This window comes from Actinosynnema sp. NPDC091369 (genome assembly GCF_044757065.1).
Classification (GTDB): domain Bacteria; phylum Actinomycetota; class Actinomycetes; order Mycobacteriales; family Pseudonocardiaceae; genus Actinosynnema.
Genome location: NZ_JBIVUG010000002.1, coordinates 880,425 through 898,521 on the forward strand (window position 1 = coordinate 880,425; position 18,097 = coordinate 898,521).

An 18,097-nucleotide genomic window follows, 5' to 3' on the forward strand; every position below is an offset into this window, starting at 1 on the left:
GTGCACCCGGTCTAGCGGGCGGCGTACTGCTGGGCCACCTCCGCGTCGGACAGGGCGCGGTCGACGGCGCGGACCTCGTCGACCGAGCCGTGCCAGAAGTCGCCGCGCACACCGGCGTACTTGGCGCGGCCGATGGCCAACGGCCCGGTGCTCACCTCGTCCGGCCCGATCGGGATCGCGGCCACCCGCACGCCGTCGACGTACAGGCGCGTCTCGCCCGCCGCCTCGTCGCGCACGCCGACCAGGTGGTACCAGCGGCCGAGCTCGGGGGTGGCGGCCACCGCGGCCCGCCTGCCGCCCGGCACGCTGAACGCCCACCTGCCCTGCCCGTACTGGAGGTAGAACGGGTTCTCCACGCGCCGGCCGTCCTGGCTCACCGCGGTGGCGTAGTTGCCGGGCAGCGAGTCCATCGCCACCCACGCCGACACCGAGTAGGAGCCGGTGGTGTCGAGCACCGGTCCGGCGGTCTCGGCGTGGTCGCCGTCGCCGTCGAACCTTAACGCCTGCCCGCGCACGCCGGTCGCCCACGCCGCGTCGCCCTTGAGCGACACCGGGTTCGCCGCGCCGCTCGTGTCGTCGCCGTTGCCGTCCAGCGACCACGACCCCTGGCCGTCGTAGGTGCGCTCGGCCGCCGCCGCGCCGGCCGCGATCACCCTCCGGTTGATCTCGCGCACCGGACCGGGGTCGACCTTGATCTCCCGCCGGTCGTAGGTCCACAGGCCGTTCAGCTCGGTCTCCACGTCGGTGATCTGCGTGTAGACCGAGCCGGACAGCTCCGCGCCGGCCGCGTCGAGGTAGAAGGTCTCCGTGTTCGACACGTACTTCGCGGTCAGCGCCGCCTTGTCGGCCACGCCGCTGTAGATCACGGCCGGCGCGCCGGGCCACTGGTGGCCGGGCGTGCGCAGGGTGAACCCGCCGTGCTCGCCGTCCATCGCGACGCGGGTGGCGTCCGGCCACGCCGGGTCGGTGTTGTTGTAGTCGTGGTGGTCGATCACGTCACCCTTGCCCGAGTCGCCCTTCGACGCGCAGCAGTTGACGCCGCTGTGCGCGTTGACGACCCGGGACGGGTCCGCGGCCTTGACCGACTCGGTGATCCGGCCGGTCTCCTCCCGGTTCCACTCGCCCCAGCCCTCGTTGAACACGATCCAGCCGATGACGGCGGGCGAGTCGTGCAGCTGCTCCATGGCGCGGCGGCCCTCGGTCAGGAACGCCTGCTGCCCGGTCTCGTTCGTGACGTTGACGTTCACGAAGTCCTGCCACACCAGCATGCCGAGCTTGTCGGCGTGGTAGTACCAGCGGGCGGGCTCGACCTTGATGTGCTTGCGCAGCGCGTTGAAGCCGAGGTCCTTCTGCGCCTCGATGTCCCACGCCAGCGCCTCGTCGCTGGGCGCGGTGTTCAGGCCGTCGGGCCAGAAGCCCTGGTCCAGCATGGCCAGCGAGAACACCGGCTCGCCGTTGAGGACGAGCTTCGGGAAGCCCGCGACGGTCTCCACGCCGATCGAGCGCATGCCGAAGTAGCTCTCCACCTCGTCCCGGCTGCGACCGTCCACGAGGGACACTTCCAGGTCGTACAGGTACGGGTCGTCCGGGCTCCACAGGTGCGGGTTCGGCACCGGCAGGGTGAGGTCGGCGTTGGGCTTGCCGGTGACCGTGCCGACCTTCTTGCCCCGGTGGTCCCGGGCGGTGGCGGTGACCTCGGCGTTCGGCGACGCCGTCGAGGACGACACGCGCACGGCGAGCGTGCCGCCGGTGATGTCCGGCGTGGTCTTCACGTCGTCGATCGCCTTGTCCGGCACGGGTTCCAGCCACACGGTCTGCCAGATGCCCGAGGACGGCGTGTAGACGATGCCGCCGGGGTTGCGGGACTGCTTGCCGATCGGCTGGTTGTCGCCGGTGGTGTCGGTGACGGCGACGATCAGCTCGTGGCGACCGCCGCCGCGCAGCGCGTCGGTGACGTCGGCGGTGAAGGCGGTGTAGCCGCCGGTGTGCTCGGCGACGAGCGTGCCGTCCACCCACACCCGGGCGTGGTGGTCGACCGCGCCGAAGTTGAGCTTGAGCCGCTGACCCCGGCCGACGCGCCAGTCGCGCGGCACCTCGAAGTGGCGGCGGTAGAACATGTGGTCCTCGTGGCGCTCCAGGCCGGACAGCTGGGACTCCACCGGGAACGGCACGGTGATCCGCTCGGGCAGGGCGCGGCCGAACGCGGGCTGCTGCCCCTCGGTGGCGGCCGAGAACTCCCACTGGCCGTTGAGGTTCAGCCACCGGTCGCGTTCCTGCTGCGGGCGCGGGTACTCGGGCAGCGGGTTGTTCCGGTCCAGGGCCTCGCCCCACTCGGTCTTCAGCCGCCGGGTGGAGGTGTTGGTCGCGGTGCGGATGACCTGCGGCACGGTCTCCGCGCCCACGACGAGGCCGCCGTTGCCGTCGTAGGTGACGCGGACGCGTTGCGGCTTCTGGACCGTCGCGCCGAGCTCGACGACCACCTTGGTGCGGTCGCGGCGGTCGACGGCGGCGGACCCGATCGGGAACGGCACGGTGTCGACCTCGACCTTGAGGTGCGACTTCAGGTCACCGAGCGCGGTCACCGGCTGGTCGAAGGCGGCTTCCAGGGCGCGCCCGTCCGGTGACACGGTCAGGCCGACCGGGTAGACCGGGAAGTCGGCGGGCGGGAGGAACGCGGTCTCCGGCACCGGCTGCCTGGCCAGCGTCGGGGTGGACCAGCGCAGGCGCAGGTTCGCGCCGCCCACGTCCTGGAACAGCTCCATCCGGAAGTCGTGCCGCTCGCCCGCGACCAGGTGGACCGGCGCGCTGTGCTGCTCGACGTCCCAGTCGCCGACCCAGTGGTCGATGACCGGCGCGCCGTCCAGGAACAGGCGGAAGCCGTTGTCGCCGATGGCGTGGAAGGTGTAGTCGCCGGTGGTGGGCGCGGTGAGGCTGCCGGTCCACCGGGCCGTGGTGTGCTCGGTGCGACCGGTGAGCTGGCTGAACGTCCCGGTCAGGTCGGCGAAGTCGACGTTCGGGTCCAGCGTGGCGCCGCCGAGCTGGGCGAAGTCGCGCGCGCCGGGTGCGGACATGCGGAAGTACTCGCCCTTGAGGCCGTGCGCGGGTGGCGCGGCGGCGGAGGCGGGCAGGGCGAGGACGGGGGTGAGCAGGAGTGCCAAGAGCAGGGCGGGGAGCCGTCTGGCGGCAGGGGGCATGGAACTCTCCTCGGGCTCGACTATGAGGCCCATCACAACGCCGTTCATCTATCCACAGACTTCCGCAAAACACAACAAGAAGCTCCACGCTTGGGAGCGCTCTCATACCTGGACCGCTCAACCTCGCACAAAGGTTCGGACCACCCGGCCGACCAGACCTCCGCGTCGAACGCTCAGAGCCCGCGTGCGACTCACCCGGACGAGTACCCGATCGGGAATGGGAACGGCACGGTTCACCATTCGCGCGCGCTTTTTCATCGGACATATCGCCCGATTCGGTGAGTCAGTCACACGGGGGACGAGGAGTACGGTACCTCCCGATGTCGGTGGCCACCCCGACCGGAAAGCGAGCGAAATTCCGAATGTCAGAACGTTCTCACCCGAGAGCGGCCGCACTGCCCGAGCCGCCCTCGTTCGGACCGCTGAACGTCGTCGGGGTGTCGCCGCACGCGGATGACGCCGAGTACGGCGCCGGTTGCCTGCTCGCCGCCTACGCCGCCGCCGGCCACCGGGTGACCATCGCCCTGATGACCGGCGTGGACGAGGTCCGGTCCGCCGAGGCCAAGGCGGCGGCGGTGGCGCTGGGCGGCGACCTCGTCGCCGACCCGTCCGGCCACGACGGCTGCCTGGACGTCACGCGAGCCCGCGTGCGCTGGCTGGAGGAGCACGTCGACGCGGCGGACGTCGTCCTCGCACCGCACCCCGACGACAGCCACCAGGACCACCGCGCCACGAGCGCCATCGTGCGCGCCGCGCTGCGCCGGTCGGGGGTCAGCCTGTGCTGGTACCGCACGCCGAGCAGCGGTCAGTCGTTCACGCCGACGGCGTTCCACCCGATCACCGAGCACCTGGCCCGCGTGCGGCAGCGCGCCATCGCGATGCACCGCAGCCAAGCCGACCGCCCCTACCTGCAACAGGACCACCTGGCGCTCAAGGACGCGTGGTTCGGCTGGCTGAGCGGCCACCCGGCGGTGGAACCGTTCGAGGTCGTCCGCCAACGCCTGACCGCCCCGCCGGTCGCGGCGGTGACGACCGGCGGGGCGGGACGGCCCTGAGGCGTCCGGGGCGTCGCCGCGGCCCGCCGGCGCGGTGCGCTCCTCCGCCATCGCAAGCAGGGCCGGGAGCGGGATGGCGGCGACGCGTTCCGCGAGGAGGTTCCGAGTCGATTTCGGACCCGGGCACCTCGCCGAGCGAGAATGGCCGACAAAGCCGAGTTCCGCATTGTTGCGGGCACACCGCGCGACCCTGCGTTCCGGCGCGACCAGGTCCTCCGGGTCATCACGCCGGTCGACCTTCCCACGCCGGGAGGGATGAGCGCGGGCTGCTCCGCCTGCGAGTCCTACTGCGAGGACAACGGCACCAGCCACGTGTGCCGGGCGTCGATCGCGTTCTCCTCCGCTCGCGAGCGGAACCCGGGTTGACGGGCTCCCCGCGTCACCGGCGGACGGAGGCGAGGACGCCGACGGCCGGGAGCGTGCCGGCGGCGATGCGGCGCTCCTCGGCGCGGCGGACGGCGTCGAGGACGTCGGCCACCCTGGAGGAGGGCTCGGTCCAGGTGCCGCCGCGTCCGCTGACCAGGCGCCACAGCATGGACGTCTCGACCACGGTCAGGTCCGAGCCCACGCGGTCGAGGGCGGTGAGCATGGCGGAGCCCCGGTGCAGGAAGTCGTGGCCGGCGACCCAGGAGTCGAGCAGGTCGCCGGACGGGATCTCGGCGTCGAGCAGGCCGGCGGCGACCAGCAGCGCGCCGCTGTCGTAGAGGAAGTCGGCCGCCGCCTGGTCCACGAGGTCCCAGGCGAACTCCTCGACGACGAGCTGCCCGCCCGGGGCGAGCAGCGTGCGGGCGTGGGCCAGGATGCCGTCCAGGTCGTCGGCGTGGTGCAGGGAACGGGTGAACAGCACCACGTCGTACTCGCCGGACACGTCGCGGACGTCAGCCTCGATGACGGTCACGCCGCGTTCCCGGGCCGCGGCGGCCTGGTCGGCGTCACGGTCCACCCCGGTGACGTCGTAGCCCAGCTCGGCCAGGGCGGCGGCCAGCGCGCCGCGGCCGCACCCGGCCTCCAGGACGCGGGCCGGGGGTGGCGGCAGCAACGACTCCAGGTTGGCGAGGGTGTGGGGAACGGCGAAAGTGCTCGGATCCATTCCGGCGACTGTAGGACGGGACGCGCGGGCCGGGCGACGGATTTTCCGGGCACCCGCCCGGTGTCCGGTCGACCGTCGGGTGCGTCACATCGTCAGCCAGTCGTCAGGTGGACCGGTGGGCGGTCGTCGCATCCTGGAGGGGAACCGCGGACGTGGGAGCCTGCCTTGACCACTCGACTCGACCAGCCCGACCGGCACTGCCGGGACGCGCTCTCCGCGCTGACCGCCGAGTTCGACGGCGTGCTGCCCCGGGAGGTGCTGTCCGGCACCGTGCTCGCGGCCCGCCGCGACCTCGAAGGGCAGGTGGCCCGGGACTCGCTCACCGAGATGCTGTACCACCTCGCGCACCACCGGCTCGACCGGTTGCGGATCGACGCCTGACGGCCCCGGTCACGCCACGGCGACGGTGAGGGCGGCGGTGTGCACGACACCGCCGTGCGCGAACTCCAGGAACAGCCGGTACTCGCCGCGGTCGGCGAACGCGGCCCGGAACGTCAGCTCGCCGTCGACCAGCGGCACGCCCAGCGGTTGCACGGGGTGCAGGTGCGTGGCCGACAGCAGCATGGTGTGGAAACCGGTCATGTGCCCGTGCGCGCCCAGGTGCGGTTCGAGCGCCGTGACCGGGGAGCCGTCCGGGGCGCGGATGGCGAAGCGCAGCGTCCGCGGTCGCAGCGGCGCGGGTCGGGCCGGCTCGTCCAGGCGCGTCACCGCGTACCCGGTGGGGGTCACCGCGTCGGCCGCGGGCGCGGGCACCGGCACGAGCGCGGTGTCGCCGGGCACGCTGAACGGGACGCCGAGCACCACCGGGTGGCGGGGGTCGGCGGTGTCGGGCGGGACGAACTCGGCGAACATCCGGTACGCGCCGCCGTCGTCCAGCGCGATCGTGGTGTGCCAGGTGTCGCCGACCAGCTCCGGGTGCACGTGCTGGAAGACGTGCATGTCGTCGCGGACGACGAAGAAGTGCACCTGCTTGGCCCGGTCGTCCAGGAAACGGGTCCGCGGCCGCCCGTCCGGCCCGAGGACGCGGAACGCCACCGGCACGGCCGGTCCGCGCGCGGACGGCACGGTGACCGGGTCGAACCGGTAGCCGCTCTCGGTGTCGGACAGGCCGTCGCTGTGCGCACCAGGGCGGCACGCCGGCCGGCGTGCCGCCCTGGTGCGCGGGGTGCGCGGGCGCGGGCGTGCCGCGGAACAACGTCAGGCCGCCCGCCACCACGATCGCGACCGCCACCACGATGAACACCCAGTCGGTGGGGCGCAGTCCGCGCATCGCCACTCCTCACGTCCGGCGGGAAGACCGCCCGGCGCGCGGTGGGCGGCGTCGCCCACCACGCGCGGTCGGCTCAGAACTGCAGGCTCCAGGCGTCGATGTAGCCGGTGTCTGCGCTGTAGACGTCCTGCGCCCGCAGCTTCCAGACGCCGTTGGCCACCTCCGCCGACGCGTTCACCGCGTAGGTGGTGAGCACGTTGTCTGCCGAGTCCGAGCTCGATCCCTTGAGCCGGTACGCGGTCCCGTCCGGTGCGACGAGGTCGAGAACGAGGTCACCCCGGTAGGTGTGCTTGATGTCGACGCCCACCCGCAACGCCACCGGGGCGTTGCCCGCGACACCGGTCACGGTCACGTCGGACGTCACCGCCGCGCCGTTGTCCGGGATCGCCACGTCGGCGGTGTTCTCGAACCTGCCGTCCGGCGGCGGTCCGACGTCGCCGAGCGTGGGCTTGACCACCACCAGGCCCTGCTCGATGCCGTTGACGAGCACGATGCCGCTGGCGAAGTACGGGTAGTTGCTCCAGGCCCCGTTGAACTTGGCCGCGTCACCCGCCGGGTAGATGTCGAAGTACCCGACCTCGGTCAGCCGCGCCGAGGCGACGTCGCGGACGTCGAGGATGCGCAGCCCCGCCTGGTAGTTGGCCTGGTAGGTGTGATCGCCCTTGACGTACTGGTTGTGGTCGATGGCGGTGGCCGGCGAGTGGTGGATACCGGTGTGCACGGGGGCGCGCAGGTCGGCCAGGTCCCAGATGTAGGTCTTGGTGCGCTGGTCGGTGCCGCGCGACTCGTCCAGCTCGTCGTCCAGCAGGAAGTACCGCTGGTCCCGGTCAGCCAGCCCTGGTGCGAGTACTGCGCGCCGGAGTAGGCCGAGCGCGAGATCTGCACCGGTGCGCTCTTCGTGGTCACGTCGACGATCGTCAACGTGTCCTCGTTGGCGTTGAAGCAGATCTCCCTGCCGCGGTAGGCCGCGTCCGGGCCCCGGTAGACCACGCACTGCGTGTCGTGGGTGTAGCCGTCCTGGGACACGCAGCCGGCCCGGGTCGGCGACTTCGGGGTCCGGATGTCGACGACGTGCGGTCCGCCGCTGCACGTGTTGGACCCGATCGCGTAGGCGAAACCGGTCTCCTCGTTGATGGCGATGTTGTGCGCCGGGCCGAACTCCTTGTAGAGCGCGTCGGCCGTGAACGTCTGCGGCGAGGTGACCGCGCGCAGCCGGGTCAGGTCGAACACCTGCATGCCGTGGCCGCTGATCGCGTCGGCCACGATGAACGCGTGGTCCCGGTACACCTTCATGTCGCGCCAGCTGCTGCTGCCGCCGTTGGACGGCAGGTTGCCCAGGTACCGGGGCGAGGTGGGCGTGCTGACGTCGACGAACGCGGTGCCGTTGGTGCGGCCGACGATGGCGTACTCCTTGCCGGAGGACGGGTCGGTCCAGCCCCAGATGTCGTTGCCGTTGCCGCCGCCCATGGACGCCAGGGGCAGCACGCTGAGCAGGTCCACGTTCTTGCAGGGGTAGATGTCGGCCTTGCCGTTCACGCACGGCACACCGGCCGCGGCGCCGACCACGGCGTGCCGTTCGGCGGGCAGGTGGTCGGCCATGAAGGCCCGGATCGCCGCAGCGGCCGGGGACAGGGTTTCCGTGTGCCTTCGACGGTAGGAGCAGCGGACACCCGCTTGAACCCCCCGATCGTCTGCGATGCGCGGGGAGCGGTCGGGTCAGGCCGTCAGGGTGGTGAGGCGTCCGGTGATCAGGGCCTCCGCTTCGGCCACGGTGCGCTCCACGACTTCGCGGACCGTCGGGATGTCGTCGATCAGGCCCTGCGCCAGGCCGACGCTCCAGATGCCCGCCTCCAGGTCCCCCTCCTCGAACACGCGGCGACCGCGGGAGCCCGCGACCAGGTCCCGCACGTCCGGGAACTCGCCGCCGTCGGCCAGGATTTCCACCACCTTGCGGCTCACCGAGTTGCCGGCCACCCGCGCGGTGTTGCGCAGCGGGCGGAAGATCAGCTCGGTGTCCAGCTCGCCGTTGGCCACGATCTGCTCCTTGACCCGCCGGTGCACCGGCGACTCCACCGTGCACAGGAACCGCGTCCCCATCGACACGCCCTCCGCGCCCAGCGCGAGCGCGGCGACCAGGCCCCGGCCGTCGGTGAACCCGCCGGAGGCGAGCACGGCGATGACGGTGTTCGCCTTGGGTGCCTCCGGCGCCTCTGGACTGGTGAGTGCGCTGGTCATGGTTGCGCCTTCGTCGACGGAGGTGGTGGATGACAGTTCAATCAATCACTTGACTTAGCGGGGGCCGGTGGCTTCACTGTGGGCCGACGCCGGACCGACGGGAATCGAGGTGCCGCGTGGAGCAGGAGCCGAGCGGCGCGGCAACGACCGCGGTGGACCGCAGGGCCAAGGCCGTCGACGCGACCCGCCTGCACATCCTCGCCACGGCCGAACGGCTGTTCGCCGAACGGGGGCTGTACGCGGTGTCCAACCGCCGGATCAGCGCCGCCGCCGGGCAGGGCAACAACGCCGCCGTCGGGTACCACTTCGGCACCAAGCACGACCTGGTGCGCGCGATCGTGCGCAGGCACGTCGACCACGTCGAGGCGTTGCGCCGCCGGATGGTGGCCGCCGTCGACGGGTCGGCGGACGTGCGGGACTGGGTCGACTGCCTGGTGCGCCCCGTCACCGCGCACCTCGCCTCGCTCGGCGACCCCACGTGGTTCGCCCGGTTCGCCGCGCAGGCGCTGACCGACCCCGCCTTCCGCGCCGTGATGGCCGAGGAGGCGCTGGCCACGCCGTCGCTGCGCCAGGTGCTGGACGGGATCGGCCGCTGCCTGCCCGACCTGCCCGCCGACGTCCGGGCCGAGCGCGGCGACATGGTCCGCAACCTCATGATGCACGTGTGCGCCGAGCGGGAACGCGCCCTCGCCGACCGGGTCGCCACCGTGCGCACGACGTGGGACGAGGCGGCGAACGGCCTGGTCGACGTGATCACGGCCCTCTGGCAGGCCCCGACCACACGCCCCTGAAGAGGTCACGACAGCCGCACCACGGCGCCGACGCCGTCGACCGTTGTAGTGGCCGGGGGCGCACTCGGCCTGGATCCGGTATTGGTCGGGCGCTTTCGCGCGGATCGAGGCCACCCAGGCGTCCTCGGCTTCGACGCTCGGTTCGACGTGGCACGCGCCGCGCTTGACCGCCTCGGCGACGACCTCGCCGATGTGCATCGCCTGCTCGTCCAGGACGTGCACGAAGTTCACCGAGCTCGCGTTCTGGAGCGGGCCGAGGTGGAAGCAGGGCGTGCGCGGCACCGATGGTCCGGACCCCGTCCCGCAGGCTCCGCGGTGGTCGGCTACGGCAGCCGCGTGCCGGCCCGGCGGAGGCGTTCGCGGGCCTCGTCCTCCGACAGCGAGGTGATCGGCTGCCCGGCCGCGTGCTGGTACTTGGCGTCACAGGCCCGGGTCCAGACGCCCGCCGCCCACGACCGCTCGAGCTCGTCGGCGGGGAGCTCCCGACCGCGCGCACGGTGGTAGGCGTCGAGGAACCGCTGCGTGTCCTCGACGGTGGCCAACCGGTCCGCGCTGACGGTCGAGTGCAGCGCGGCGGCGAAACCGACCAGGACGGCTTCGCTCTCCGCGATCACGCTGTCCCAGTCGTGCACCACCAGCAGCTCGTCGCCGCTCCAGCGCAGGTTGCCGGCGAGCCAGTCGCAGTGACCGATCACGGGGTCGGCCCCGCCGACGCGCAGCCGGTCACGGGCGCGGCGCCCGGCCTCGTCGATCCACTCCGCGCCGGACACCCCGTCGAGGTCGACGTCGGCGCCCTCCGGCTCCGGCCACGGCCCGTCCCCGCCGTGGTCCCAGTCGGCCCACGACGGCGCGGGGTCGAGCGCGGGCACCTCGTCCGGCCGCGGAGCCAGCCGGATCAACCACGCGAACGCCTCGGCGAAGGCCGCGGCCGCGTGCTCCGCGCCCGGGAGCTCCGCACCGCCGGGCACGTGGGCCTCCGCGGTGGCGACGTCGCCGCCCAGCGGCGCGGCGCCGGTGAGCGGCCGCGGACACGGGTAACCGGCCTCGAACAGGCGGCGCTGCACCTCCACGCACGCCGCCACGCGCGGCGAGTCCGGGCGAACCTTGACCACGACCTCACGGCCGTCGGCCAGCCGCAGCCCGATGACGGCGGACAGGAACCCGGACCTGAACAGCTCGGCCGCCGGCGGGCTGCCCAGTCGCTCCGCGCACCACTCGGCCAGCAGGCCGGGATCGACGGCACGCGCGCGAGGTGGCACCGGGGCATCCTGGCACGCGCCGGCGGTGTCCCGCACCGGGACGGCGGAACGACCCTGCGCCCCTTCCGGCTCGACGAGGTCCCCGTGCCGCCGCAACGGGCACGAGGTGGGGTGACCGACGCGCGGCCGGTCACCCCACCCGTCGAGCGCCGCCTAGGGCAGGACCCACTTCTGGTTGACGGCGGCGAGGCAGTCCCAGATGTGCAGCACCGTGCCGTCCGCGCTGCTGACGCCCGCCGCGTCCAGGCAGCGACCCGACTGCGGGTTGCGCAGCGTGCCGTCCGCCTGGGCGACCCACTGCTGCGCGCCCGTGCCGTTGCACGTCCACAGCTGCGTCACCGTGCCGTTGGCCGTGCCACCGCCCTGCACGTCCAGGCACTTGCCGAGGGCGCGGAGCGTGCCGTCACCCGGCACGGTCCACTGCTGGGCGGTCGTGCCGTTGCACGTCCACAGCTGGATCTTGGTGCCGTCCGCCGTGCCCGCGTTCGACACGTCCACGCACTTGCCGTCGATCCCGGTGATCCGGCCGGTCCGGGCGCCGGTGGTCAGCTCCTTCACCCGGATGTTGCGGAACGACGCGTCGTCACCCGTGCCGTGGTTCTGCAGGCCGATGTGGCCCTGCACCAGGCTGCGGTTCGGGTCGGTGTTGGTGAAGTCGTTCACCTTGGCCCCGTTGAGGAAGACCTGGAGCCGCTCGCCCTGCACGAGCAGTTCGAACGTGTTCCACTCGCCGGGCGGGTTGAGCGCCGCGTCGCGAGCCGCGATGTCGGCCGACCGGTAGCCGTAGACCGCGCCGGTGGTCCGGTCCGGCGTGTCGGTGGCGTCGATCTGGATCTCGTAGCCGTTGTTCACCGCCGTCCACGGGTCGCTGCTGGGCGGGAACCCGATGAACACGCCGGAGTTGTCGTCGCCGGCGAGCTTCCAGTCCAGCTTGAGCGAGTACGACCGGAACTCCTTGGCCGAGTACCACAGCAGGCCCATGCCGCCCTGCGAGGTGAGCGTGCCGTCGGCGACGGTGAAGCCGCCCGGACCGGCCTGGCTCCACCCGCTGGTGCTCGTGCCGTTGAACAGCGGCGAGTAGCCGGTCTCCGCCCGGCAGTCGGCGTCGGTCATGCCGGCCGCGTAGCGGATGCCGCCGAGCAGGTGGGCGCGGAAGCCCGGTTCGGCGAACGCCTGCTCGGTGTGCCCGCCGGCGGTGTACCAGGAACGGCCGCCCTGGTAGGTCTGGCACCACGCGATCGGGTGGTCGCCCATGTTCCCGCCCGAGTAGGTGCCCTCGTCCAGGCGGGCCAGCACGTGGACGTTCGGCCGCGGGTTGGCCTGGAAGTTGTACCACTCGTCGGTGCGCGCCCAGTCCGCGCCGAGGTGGGAGGTCGAGGCGTGCGCCCGGTCCTCCACCCGGACCGTGGCCTGCTGGATCGCCGGGTGGGAGTGGAAGTAGCCGCCGACGAGGGCGCCGTAGAACGGCCACGCGTACTCGGTGTCCGACGCGGCGTGCACGCCGACGAAACCGCCGCCCGCGCGCACGTAGGACTCGAACGCGGCCTGCTGGGTGTCGTTGAGCACGTCACCGGTGGTCGACAGGAACACCACCGCCCGGAACTGGGCCAGGTTCGCGCCGGTGAACGCCGCGGCGTCCTCGGTCGCGGTGACGGTGAAGTTGTTGGCCGCTCCGAGGTCGCGGATCGCCTGGACGCCGTTCGGGATGGACGAGTGCCGGAACCCCGCGGTCTTGGAGAAGACCAGCACCTCGTAGGAGGGATCGGCCGCGGGCGCCGGGACGGGCGCCGCGGCCAGGACCATCACCGCCGCTGCGGTGATCGCCCCCAACGCGGTTCGCAGTCGGGTCATCGGTTGCTCCTTGTCGGGTGGGTGGCGGTCAGAGCGCGGACCACTGCTGGTTGGCGGCGGCGGTGCAGTCCCAGATGTGCAGCACCGTGCCGTCGGCGCTGCTCACCCCCGCGGCGTCGAGGCAGCGGCCGGACTGGGGGTTGCGCAGCGTGCCGTCCGGGTGCGCCACCCACTGCTGGGCGCCGCTGCCGTTGCACGTCCACAGCTGCGTGACGGTGCCGTTGACCGTGCCGCCGGACTTCACGTCCAGGCACTTGCCCAGGGCGCGCAGCGTCGAGTCGGCCGACGCGGTCCACTGCTGCGCCGCGGTGCCGTTGCACGTCCACAGCTGGACCTTGGCCCCGTCGGCGGTGCTGCCCCCGCTGACGTCCACGCACTTGCCGCCGATGCCGGTGATCCGGCCCGTGCGCGCGCCGGTGGCGAAGGTGAACTCGTCGACGTCGAACAGGGAACCCGTCCCTCCCTTGAACACCAGGTACAGCGTGGTGGTCCCGGCGGGCCGGTTGGCCAACGCGGTGGTGACGTCGGTGAACGTCTCCCAGCCGCCGGTCACCGGCACGGTCGCGGTGCCGAGCAGCGTGCCGGTCGCCGACCCGGCGCGCACCTCGATCGTGCCGCCCGCACCCGCCGACGACACCCGCGCGGTGAACGACGTGGCGTCGGACAGCGCGTAGGGCTGGAACGCGATCCAGTCGCCGTTGTCGATGTGGCCGACGGTCTTGCCGCCGTGCGCCGGGCCGTGGTCCACGACCTGCGTGCCGCTGGAGGTGCCGTGGTGCTCGGCCTGCCGGGTCTTCGGCTGCGTCACGTGCTGGGTGTGCGTGGTCGCGCCGCCGTTGTCGGTGTACTCGGCGTCCCAGACGCCGAAGATGTTGGCGTTCGGGTCGTGCTCGCCGTCCTGCGGTGTCTGCACGGTGCCGGAGCACCCGGTCGCCTCGGTCAGCTTGTGGCCGTGCGAGTCGTGCCCGAGGATGTAGCTGATCTTCACCCGGGAGCAGTCGACCGCGCCGTCCTCGGGGTCGGTGACGGTGATCCGGAACGGCACCGCGTCGCCGAACGAGAACAGCTGCCCGTGCTGCGGCAGGTGGAGCGTGACGGTCGGCGCCGTGTTGCCGACCGTGATCGGCACGCTCGCGGTGGCCGTGCGCCCGGTGCTGTCGGTGACGGTGAGCGTGGCCGTGTAGCTGCCGTTGGCGGTGTAGGTGTGCTGCGGGTTGGCCGCCGTGGACGTGCCGCCGTCGCCGAACCGCCAGGCGAACGTGATCGGGTCGCCGTCCGGGTCCGACGAGCCGGCCGAGGAGAAGGCCACGGTCAGCGGCGCCTGCCCGGTGGAGCGGTCGGCCGCGGCCTTGGCGACGGGCGCGAAGCCGCCCGACACGTGCTCGATCCGGTACAGCGCCGAGTTCGCGTCGCCCGCGAACCAGCCCGTGCCGTAGTCCAGCACGTACAGCGCGCCGTCCGGGCCGAACGCCGAGTCCATCACCTGCGTGCCGGTCCACGGGAAGTCGGTGATCGCGCCGGGGCTGCCGTCGGCGTTGACCGCGACGTCCTTGATCCAGCGCCGGCCGAACTCGGTGGCGAAGAAGTGCCCGTCGTAGGACTGCGGGAACTTCACCGACGAGTTGAGGTTCGGGTTGTAGCGGTAGACCGGTCCGCCCATGGGCGACTCGCTGCCGCAGCCGAACGCGGCCAGCGAGCAGTTGTCGTACTTGAGCCACGCAGGTTTGGCGCCCTGGAGGGTGCGCTGGCCGGTGTTGCGCGGCGAGTCGTTCACCGCGCCGCCCGCGCAGGTGTACTTGGCCCCGGACACGCCGGTGGCGAAGTCGTGGTCGTTGTAGGTCTCGGCGGTGGTGTTCGACCCGGTGCAGTAGGGCCAGCCGTAGAAGCCGGGACCGGTGACGCGGTTGAACTCCACCTGCCCGGCCGGGCCGCGGGTGGTGCTCGTGGTGCCCGCGTCCGGGCCGTAGTCGCCGAGGTAGACCACGCCGGTCGCCTTGTCCACGGTGAACCGGAACGGGTTGCGGAAGCCCATGGCGTAGATCTCGGGCCGGGTGCCCGCGGTGCCGGGCGCGAACATGTTGCCCGCAGGCACGGTGTAGCCGCCGTCCGCGTTGACCTTGATCCGCAGCAGCTTGCCGCGCAGGTCGTTGCTGTTGGCGCTGGTGCGCTGCGCGTCGAAGGCCGGGTTGCGGTTGGCGCGCTCGTCCAGCGGGCTGTAGCCGTCGGAGGCGAACGGGTTGCTGTCGTCGCCGGTGCTCAGGTACAGGTTCCCGGCGGCGTCGAAGTCGATGTCACCGCCGACGTGGCAGCACATGCCCCGGCTGGTCGGCACGTCCAGGACGGCCTTCTCGCTGCCCTGGTTGAGCGTGCCGTCGGCGTTGAGGGTGAACCGGGACAGCCGGTTGACCCCGTTCCAGGCGGTGAAGTCGGTGCCGTCGGAGGGCGCGTCACCGGCCGGCGTGGACAGTGGCGGCGCGTAGTACAGGTAGACGTGCCGGTTGGCGGTGAAGTTCGGGTCGGCCGCGATGCCCTGCAAGCCCTCTTCGTCGTGCGCGTAGACGGCGAGCTTGCCGGCGACCTTGGTGTTGCCGGAGGCGTCGGTGTGGCGGACCGTGCCGTCGCGGGAGGTGTGCAGGACCGACCGGTCGGGCAGCACGGTCATGGACATGGGCTCGCCCACCTCCGCCGCGCCCTTGGCGAGGGTCACCTGTTGGAACGCCGGGGCCGCGGCCCGGGGCGGGGTGGTCTGGGCCGCGGCGGTCGGCGTGGTGGCCGTGGCGGCGGCGACCAGGAGCAAGGCGGCGGCGCCTAAGCACGTGGGCGCGCGGAGTTTTCCGATCATGACGGGTCCTTCCAGACTTCGCTGTCCGAACGGGGAGCGCGGGGGTGGCCGAACGGGGGTCCGCCGGTCGGGGGTGTGACCGGCGGACCCCCTTCGGCGCCGTCACCTCAGGGCAGGGTCCACTTCTGGTTGACGGCGGCGAGGCAGTCCCAGATGTGCAGCACGGTGCCGTCGGCGCTGCTGACGCCGGCGGCGTCCAGGCAGCGGCCGGACATCGGGTTGCGCAGCGTGCCGTCGGCCTGGGCGGTCCACTGCTGGGCGGCGGTGCCGTTGCACGTCCACAGCTGCGTCACGGTGCCGTTCGGCGTGTTGCCGCCCTGCACGTCCAGGCACTTGCCGTACGCGCGGAGCGTGCCGTCACCGGGCACGGTCCACTGCTGGGCGTTGGTGCCGTTGCACGTCCACAGCTGGATCTTCGTGCCGTCCGCCGTGCCCGCGTTGTCGACGTCGACGCACTTCGAGGCGATGCCGCGGATCTCGCCGGTGCGCGGCAGGTTGATCCCGGAGTTGAGGGTGTACCAGGCTTCGGTGCTCCACAGCGACTGCCCGGATTCGGCGGTGAACGGCTTGGGCGAGCGCAGGTGCACCACCCGCCCGGTCTGCAACCCGGACAGCTTGACCACGACCTTCTTCCGGTCGGCGGAGAGCGTCGCGGAGGTCACCGGCAGCGTCTTCTGGTCGATCTTCGGGCCGCCGTAGGCCGAGGTCGCGTGGTAGCGCCACTGCGTCGCCTGGTACTTCGCGGCGAGGTTCTGCGCGGTCGTGGCGGACAGCGGCTGGGTGTACTCCAGCTCGAAGCCGCCCTCCACGGTGCGCATGGCCAGGACGTCGAAGGCGTTGGCGCCGTTCGGGGTCAGCTTCTGCAAGCCGTGCGAGAGCTTCCCCGCCTGCCCCCAGTTGCCGCCCGCGCCGATGCCGCCGGTGTAGATCGCGCCGTCCGGACCGATGCTGATCCGGCTCACGCCCGCTTCGAGGCCCTGGGTGTGGCGGAACACCGCGCCCTGGTACTCGCCGTTGACCTTCTCCAGGTACGCCCGTTGCAGGCCGCCGTAGGTGACGTCGCCGAACAGCAGCTGCCCGGCGAACGGCCCGGTGGTGAGCTGGACGGGGTTGCTGGGCGAGTTGGCGATCTCGTTCTGCGGCAGCCACAGCACGGGCGCGGTGACGGCCCGGCTGTCGAACGGGCCGGCCGGGTTGGTGTAGTGGTTGAAGAACCGGTCCTGCTTGATGTGCAGGAGCTTGGACGACGGCAGCCAGCCGCCCTGGTTGTCGGTGACGAAGATGCCGCCCTCGGGGCCCCAGCCGATGCCGTGGGGCGTGCGCAGGCCGCCCGCGATGTAGGACACCGCGCCGGTGGCCTTGTCCACCTTGATCGTGGTGCCGCGGTTGGGCGCGGGCTGCGGGTCGGTCGTCGCGCCGCCGAGGTTGATCGCCACGGACAGGTTCAGGTAGAACGCGCCGTCGCGGTAGAGCATGCCGAACGCGAACTCGTGGAAGTTCCCGCCGAACGGCCAGGTCGCCACCGCGCGGTAGTTGTCGGTCACGCCGTCGCCGTTGGTGTCGTTGAGCTCGGTGAGCCGGTGCTTCTCCGACACGTAGAGCTTGCCGTCGACGTACTTGATGCCCATCGGCTCCCGCAACCCGGTGGCGATCCGCTGGGTGCGGACCTTCGACGGGTCGGTGGCGCCGGTGACGCCGCTGAGCAGGTGGACCTCGCCGACCGAGGTGTCGCTGCCGCCCCACGTGGTGATGGCGAGCCGGCCGTCGGGCAGCCAGTCCATGCCCGACACCTGCGGTTGGAAGCCGGTCGGGCGCAGGTTCGTCAGCGTGTAGTTCGGGTGCACGCCGGTCAGCGGCAGGCCGTCGCCCGGGGAGTCGGCACCGGTCTCGCACTCCTTGCGGCCGGGCGCGGTCACCCGGACCACGCCCGCGTCGGTGCTCAGCGCGGAGTTGGGCACGACGGTGAAGCCGGACGCGCCGGGCGGCTGCCACTCCAGGGTCAGCTGCTGGCCGCCGCCGTCGTCGAAGTGCTCGATCCGCAGCGCGTGGTAGCCCGAGGTCAGCGCGATCGAGCCGTCCTTGGCCACCGGGCCGTGCAGGCCGTCGTTCGCGACCACCACGGTGTTGTCGATGCGCAGGCGCGAGCCGTCGTCGCTGGTGAGGCGGAACGCGTAGGTGCCCGCCGCGGTGATGTTGACGTTGCCGGTGACCTCGGAGACGAAGTGGTCGGTGAGGCCGAAGTCGCCGGTGGCGGTCCAGTTGACCGTCGGCATCAGCTTGTCGACGTTGGGCGTCTGGCCGGGCTTGAGCGTGCACAGCTGGGTCAGGCTGGTCTGCATGTCGTAGACCCGGAGCGTGACCCCCGGCTCTTGGGGCGGCGGTGCCGCGTGCGCGGACGAGGTGGTGGACAGCAAGGCGGTCGCGAGCAGCGCGACCGAGGCGAGCGGCACGGTGGCCCGAGGCCACCGCGAACGCCGGGCAGGGGACGGCATGGCGGGGTTCTCCCTTGA

Annotated in this window: 13 protein-coding genes and 1 pseudogene; 4 read left to right on the forward strand and 10 right to left on the reverse strand. The window is 72.3% G+C overall.

The genetic code is table 11. The features are described 5' to 3' along the window. Window positions 1-11: 11 nt before the first annotated feature. Entirely contained in the window at window positions 12-3,194 is a 3,183-nt protein-coding gene (locus tag ACIQMJ_RS12100; RefSeq protein WP_499760978.1) for a LamG-like jellyroll fold domain-containing protein, read from the reverse strand. A gap of 362 nt (window positions 3,195-3,556) precedes the next feature. On the opposite strand from ACIQMJ_RS12100, the gene ACIQMJ_RS12105 reads away from it, so the two are divergent. Then, window positions 3,557-4,249 carry a PIG-L deacetylase family protein gene (locus ACIQMJ_RS12105; protein ID WP_499760979.1) on the forward strand — a complete coding sequence of 231 codons (693 nt, stop codon included), beginning with the start codon at window positions 3,557-3,559 and terminating at the stop codon, window positions 4,247-4,249. 141 nt (window positions 4,250-4,390) lie between these two features. After that, a complete protein-coding gene (locus ACIQMJ_RS12110) occupies window positions 4,391-4,615 on the forward strand; it encodes a hypothetical protein (protein WP_499760980.1) in 225 nt (74 codons plus the stop codon). Between the two features lie 13 nt (window positions 4,616-4,628). On the opposite strand, the gene ACIQMJ_RS12115 is transcribed toward ACIQMJ_RS12110, so the two are convergent. Then, window positions 4,629-5,339, reverse strand: coding sequence for a methyltransferase domain-containing protein (locus ACIQMJ_RS12115; RefSeq protein ID WP_499760981.1), 711 nt, complete (start codon window positions 5,337-5,339; stop codon window positions 4,629-4,631). 165 nt (window positions 5,340-5,504) lie between these two features. Here ACIQMJ_RS12115 and ACIQMJ_RS12120 point away from each other — a divergent pair, with 165 nt between their 5' ends. Continuing rightward, window positions 5,505-5,720 (forward strand): hypothetical protein, encoded by a 216-nt coding sequence (locus ACIQMJ_RS12120; protein ID WP_499760982.1) that lies wholly within the window; start codon window positions 5,505-5,507, stop codon window positions 5,718-5,720. A gap of 9 nt (window positions 5,721-5,729) precedes the next feature. Here ACIQMJ_RS12120 and ACIQMJ_RS12125 read toward each other — a convergent pair whose 3' ends face one another. The 4 genes and pseudogenes from ACIQMJ_RS12125 to ACIQMJ_RS12140 form a co-directional block, all read right to left on the reverse strand. Continuing rightward, window positions 5,730-6,404 carry a DUF8832 domain-containing protein gene (locus ACIQMJ_RS12125; protein ID WP_499760983.1) on the reverse strand — a complete coding sequence of 225 codons (675 nt, stop codon included), beginning with the start codon at window positions 6,402-6,404 and terminating at the stop codon, window positions 5,730-5,732. A 278-nt stretch (window positions 6,405-6,682) separates the two neighbouring features. Continuing rightward, window positions 6,683-7,099 carry a proprotein convertase P-domain-containing protein gene (locus ACIQMJ_RS12130; RefSeq protein WP_499761070.1) on the reverse strand — a complete coding sequence of 139 codons (417 nt, stop codon included), beginning with the start codon at window positions 7,097-7,099 and terminating at the stop codon, window positions 6,683-6,685. An 18-nt stretch (window positions 7,100-7,117) separates the two neighbouring features. Continuing rightward, a pseudogene (locus tag ACIQMJ_RS12135) lies at window positions 7,118-8,208 on the reverse strand (choice-of-anchor B family protein); the annotation flags it as partial. A 117-nt stretch (window positions 8,209-8,325) separates the two neighbouring features. Continuing rightward, the gene (locus ACIQMJ_RS12140; protein WP_499760984.1) at window positions 8,326-8,844 is read right to left on the reverse strand and encodes an NAD(P)H-dependent flavin oxidoreductase; all 519 of its coding nucleotides are present in this window, start codon (window positions 8,842-8,844) and stop codon (window positions 8,326-8,328) included. 116 nt (window positions 8,845-8,960) lie between these two features. On the opposite strand from ACIQMJ_RS12140, the gene ACIQMJ_RS12145 reads away from it, so the two are divergent. After that, the gene (locus ACIQMJ_RS12145) at window positions 8,961-9,635 is read left to right on the forward strand and encodes a TetR/AcrR family transcriptional regulator (RefSeq protein ID WP_499760985.1); all 675 of its coding nucleotides are present in this window, start codon (window positions 8,961-8,963) and stop codon (window positions 9,633-9,635) included. 323 nt (window positions 9,636-9,958) lie between these two features. On the opposite strand, the gene ACIQMJ_RS12150 is transcribed toward ACIQMJ_RS12145, so the two are convergent. The 4 genes from ACIQMJ_RS12150 to ACIQMJ_RS12165 form a co-directional block, all read right to left on the reverse strand. Continuing rightward, the gene (locus ACIQMJ_RS12150; protein WP_499760986.1) at window positions 9,959-10,894 is read right to left on the reverse strand and encodes a hypothetical protein; all 936 of its coding nucleotides are present in this window, start codon (window positions 10,892-10,894) and stop codon (window positions 9,959-9,961) included. A 153-nt stretch (window positions 10,895-11,047) separates the two neighbouring features. Further along, complete coding sequence (locus tag ACIQMJ_RS12155; protein WP_499760987.1) at window positions 11,048-12,745, reverse strand: ThuA domain-containing protein; 1,698 nt, start codon at window positions 12,743-12,745, stop codon at window positions 11,048-11,050. A gap of 28 nt (window positions 12,746-12,773) precedes the next feature. Then, window positions 12,774-15,587, reverse strand: a complete 2,814-nt coding sequence (locus ACIQMJ_RS12160) for a carbohydrate-binding protein (protein WP_499760988.1) — start codon at window positions 15,585-15,587, stop codon at window positions 12,774-12,776. Window positions 15,588-15,694: 107 nt separating this feature from the next. Further along, a complete protein-coding gene (locus tag ACIQMJ_RS12165) occupies window positions 15,695-18,079 on the reverse strand; it encodes a ricin-type beta-trefoil lectin domain protein (RefSeq protein ID WP_499760989.1) in 2,385 nt (794 codons plus the stop codon). Window positions 18,080-18,097 lie beyond the last annotated feature (18 nt).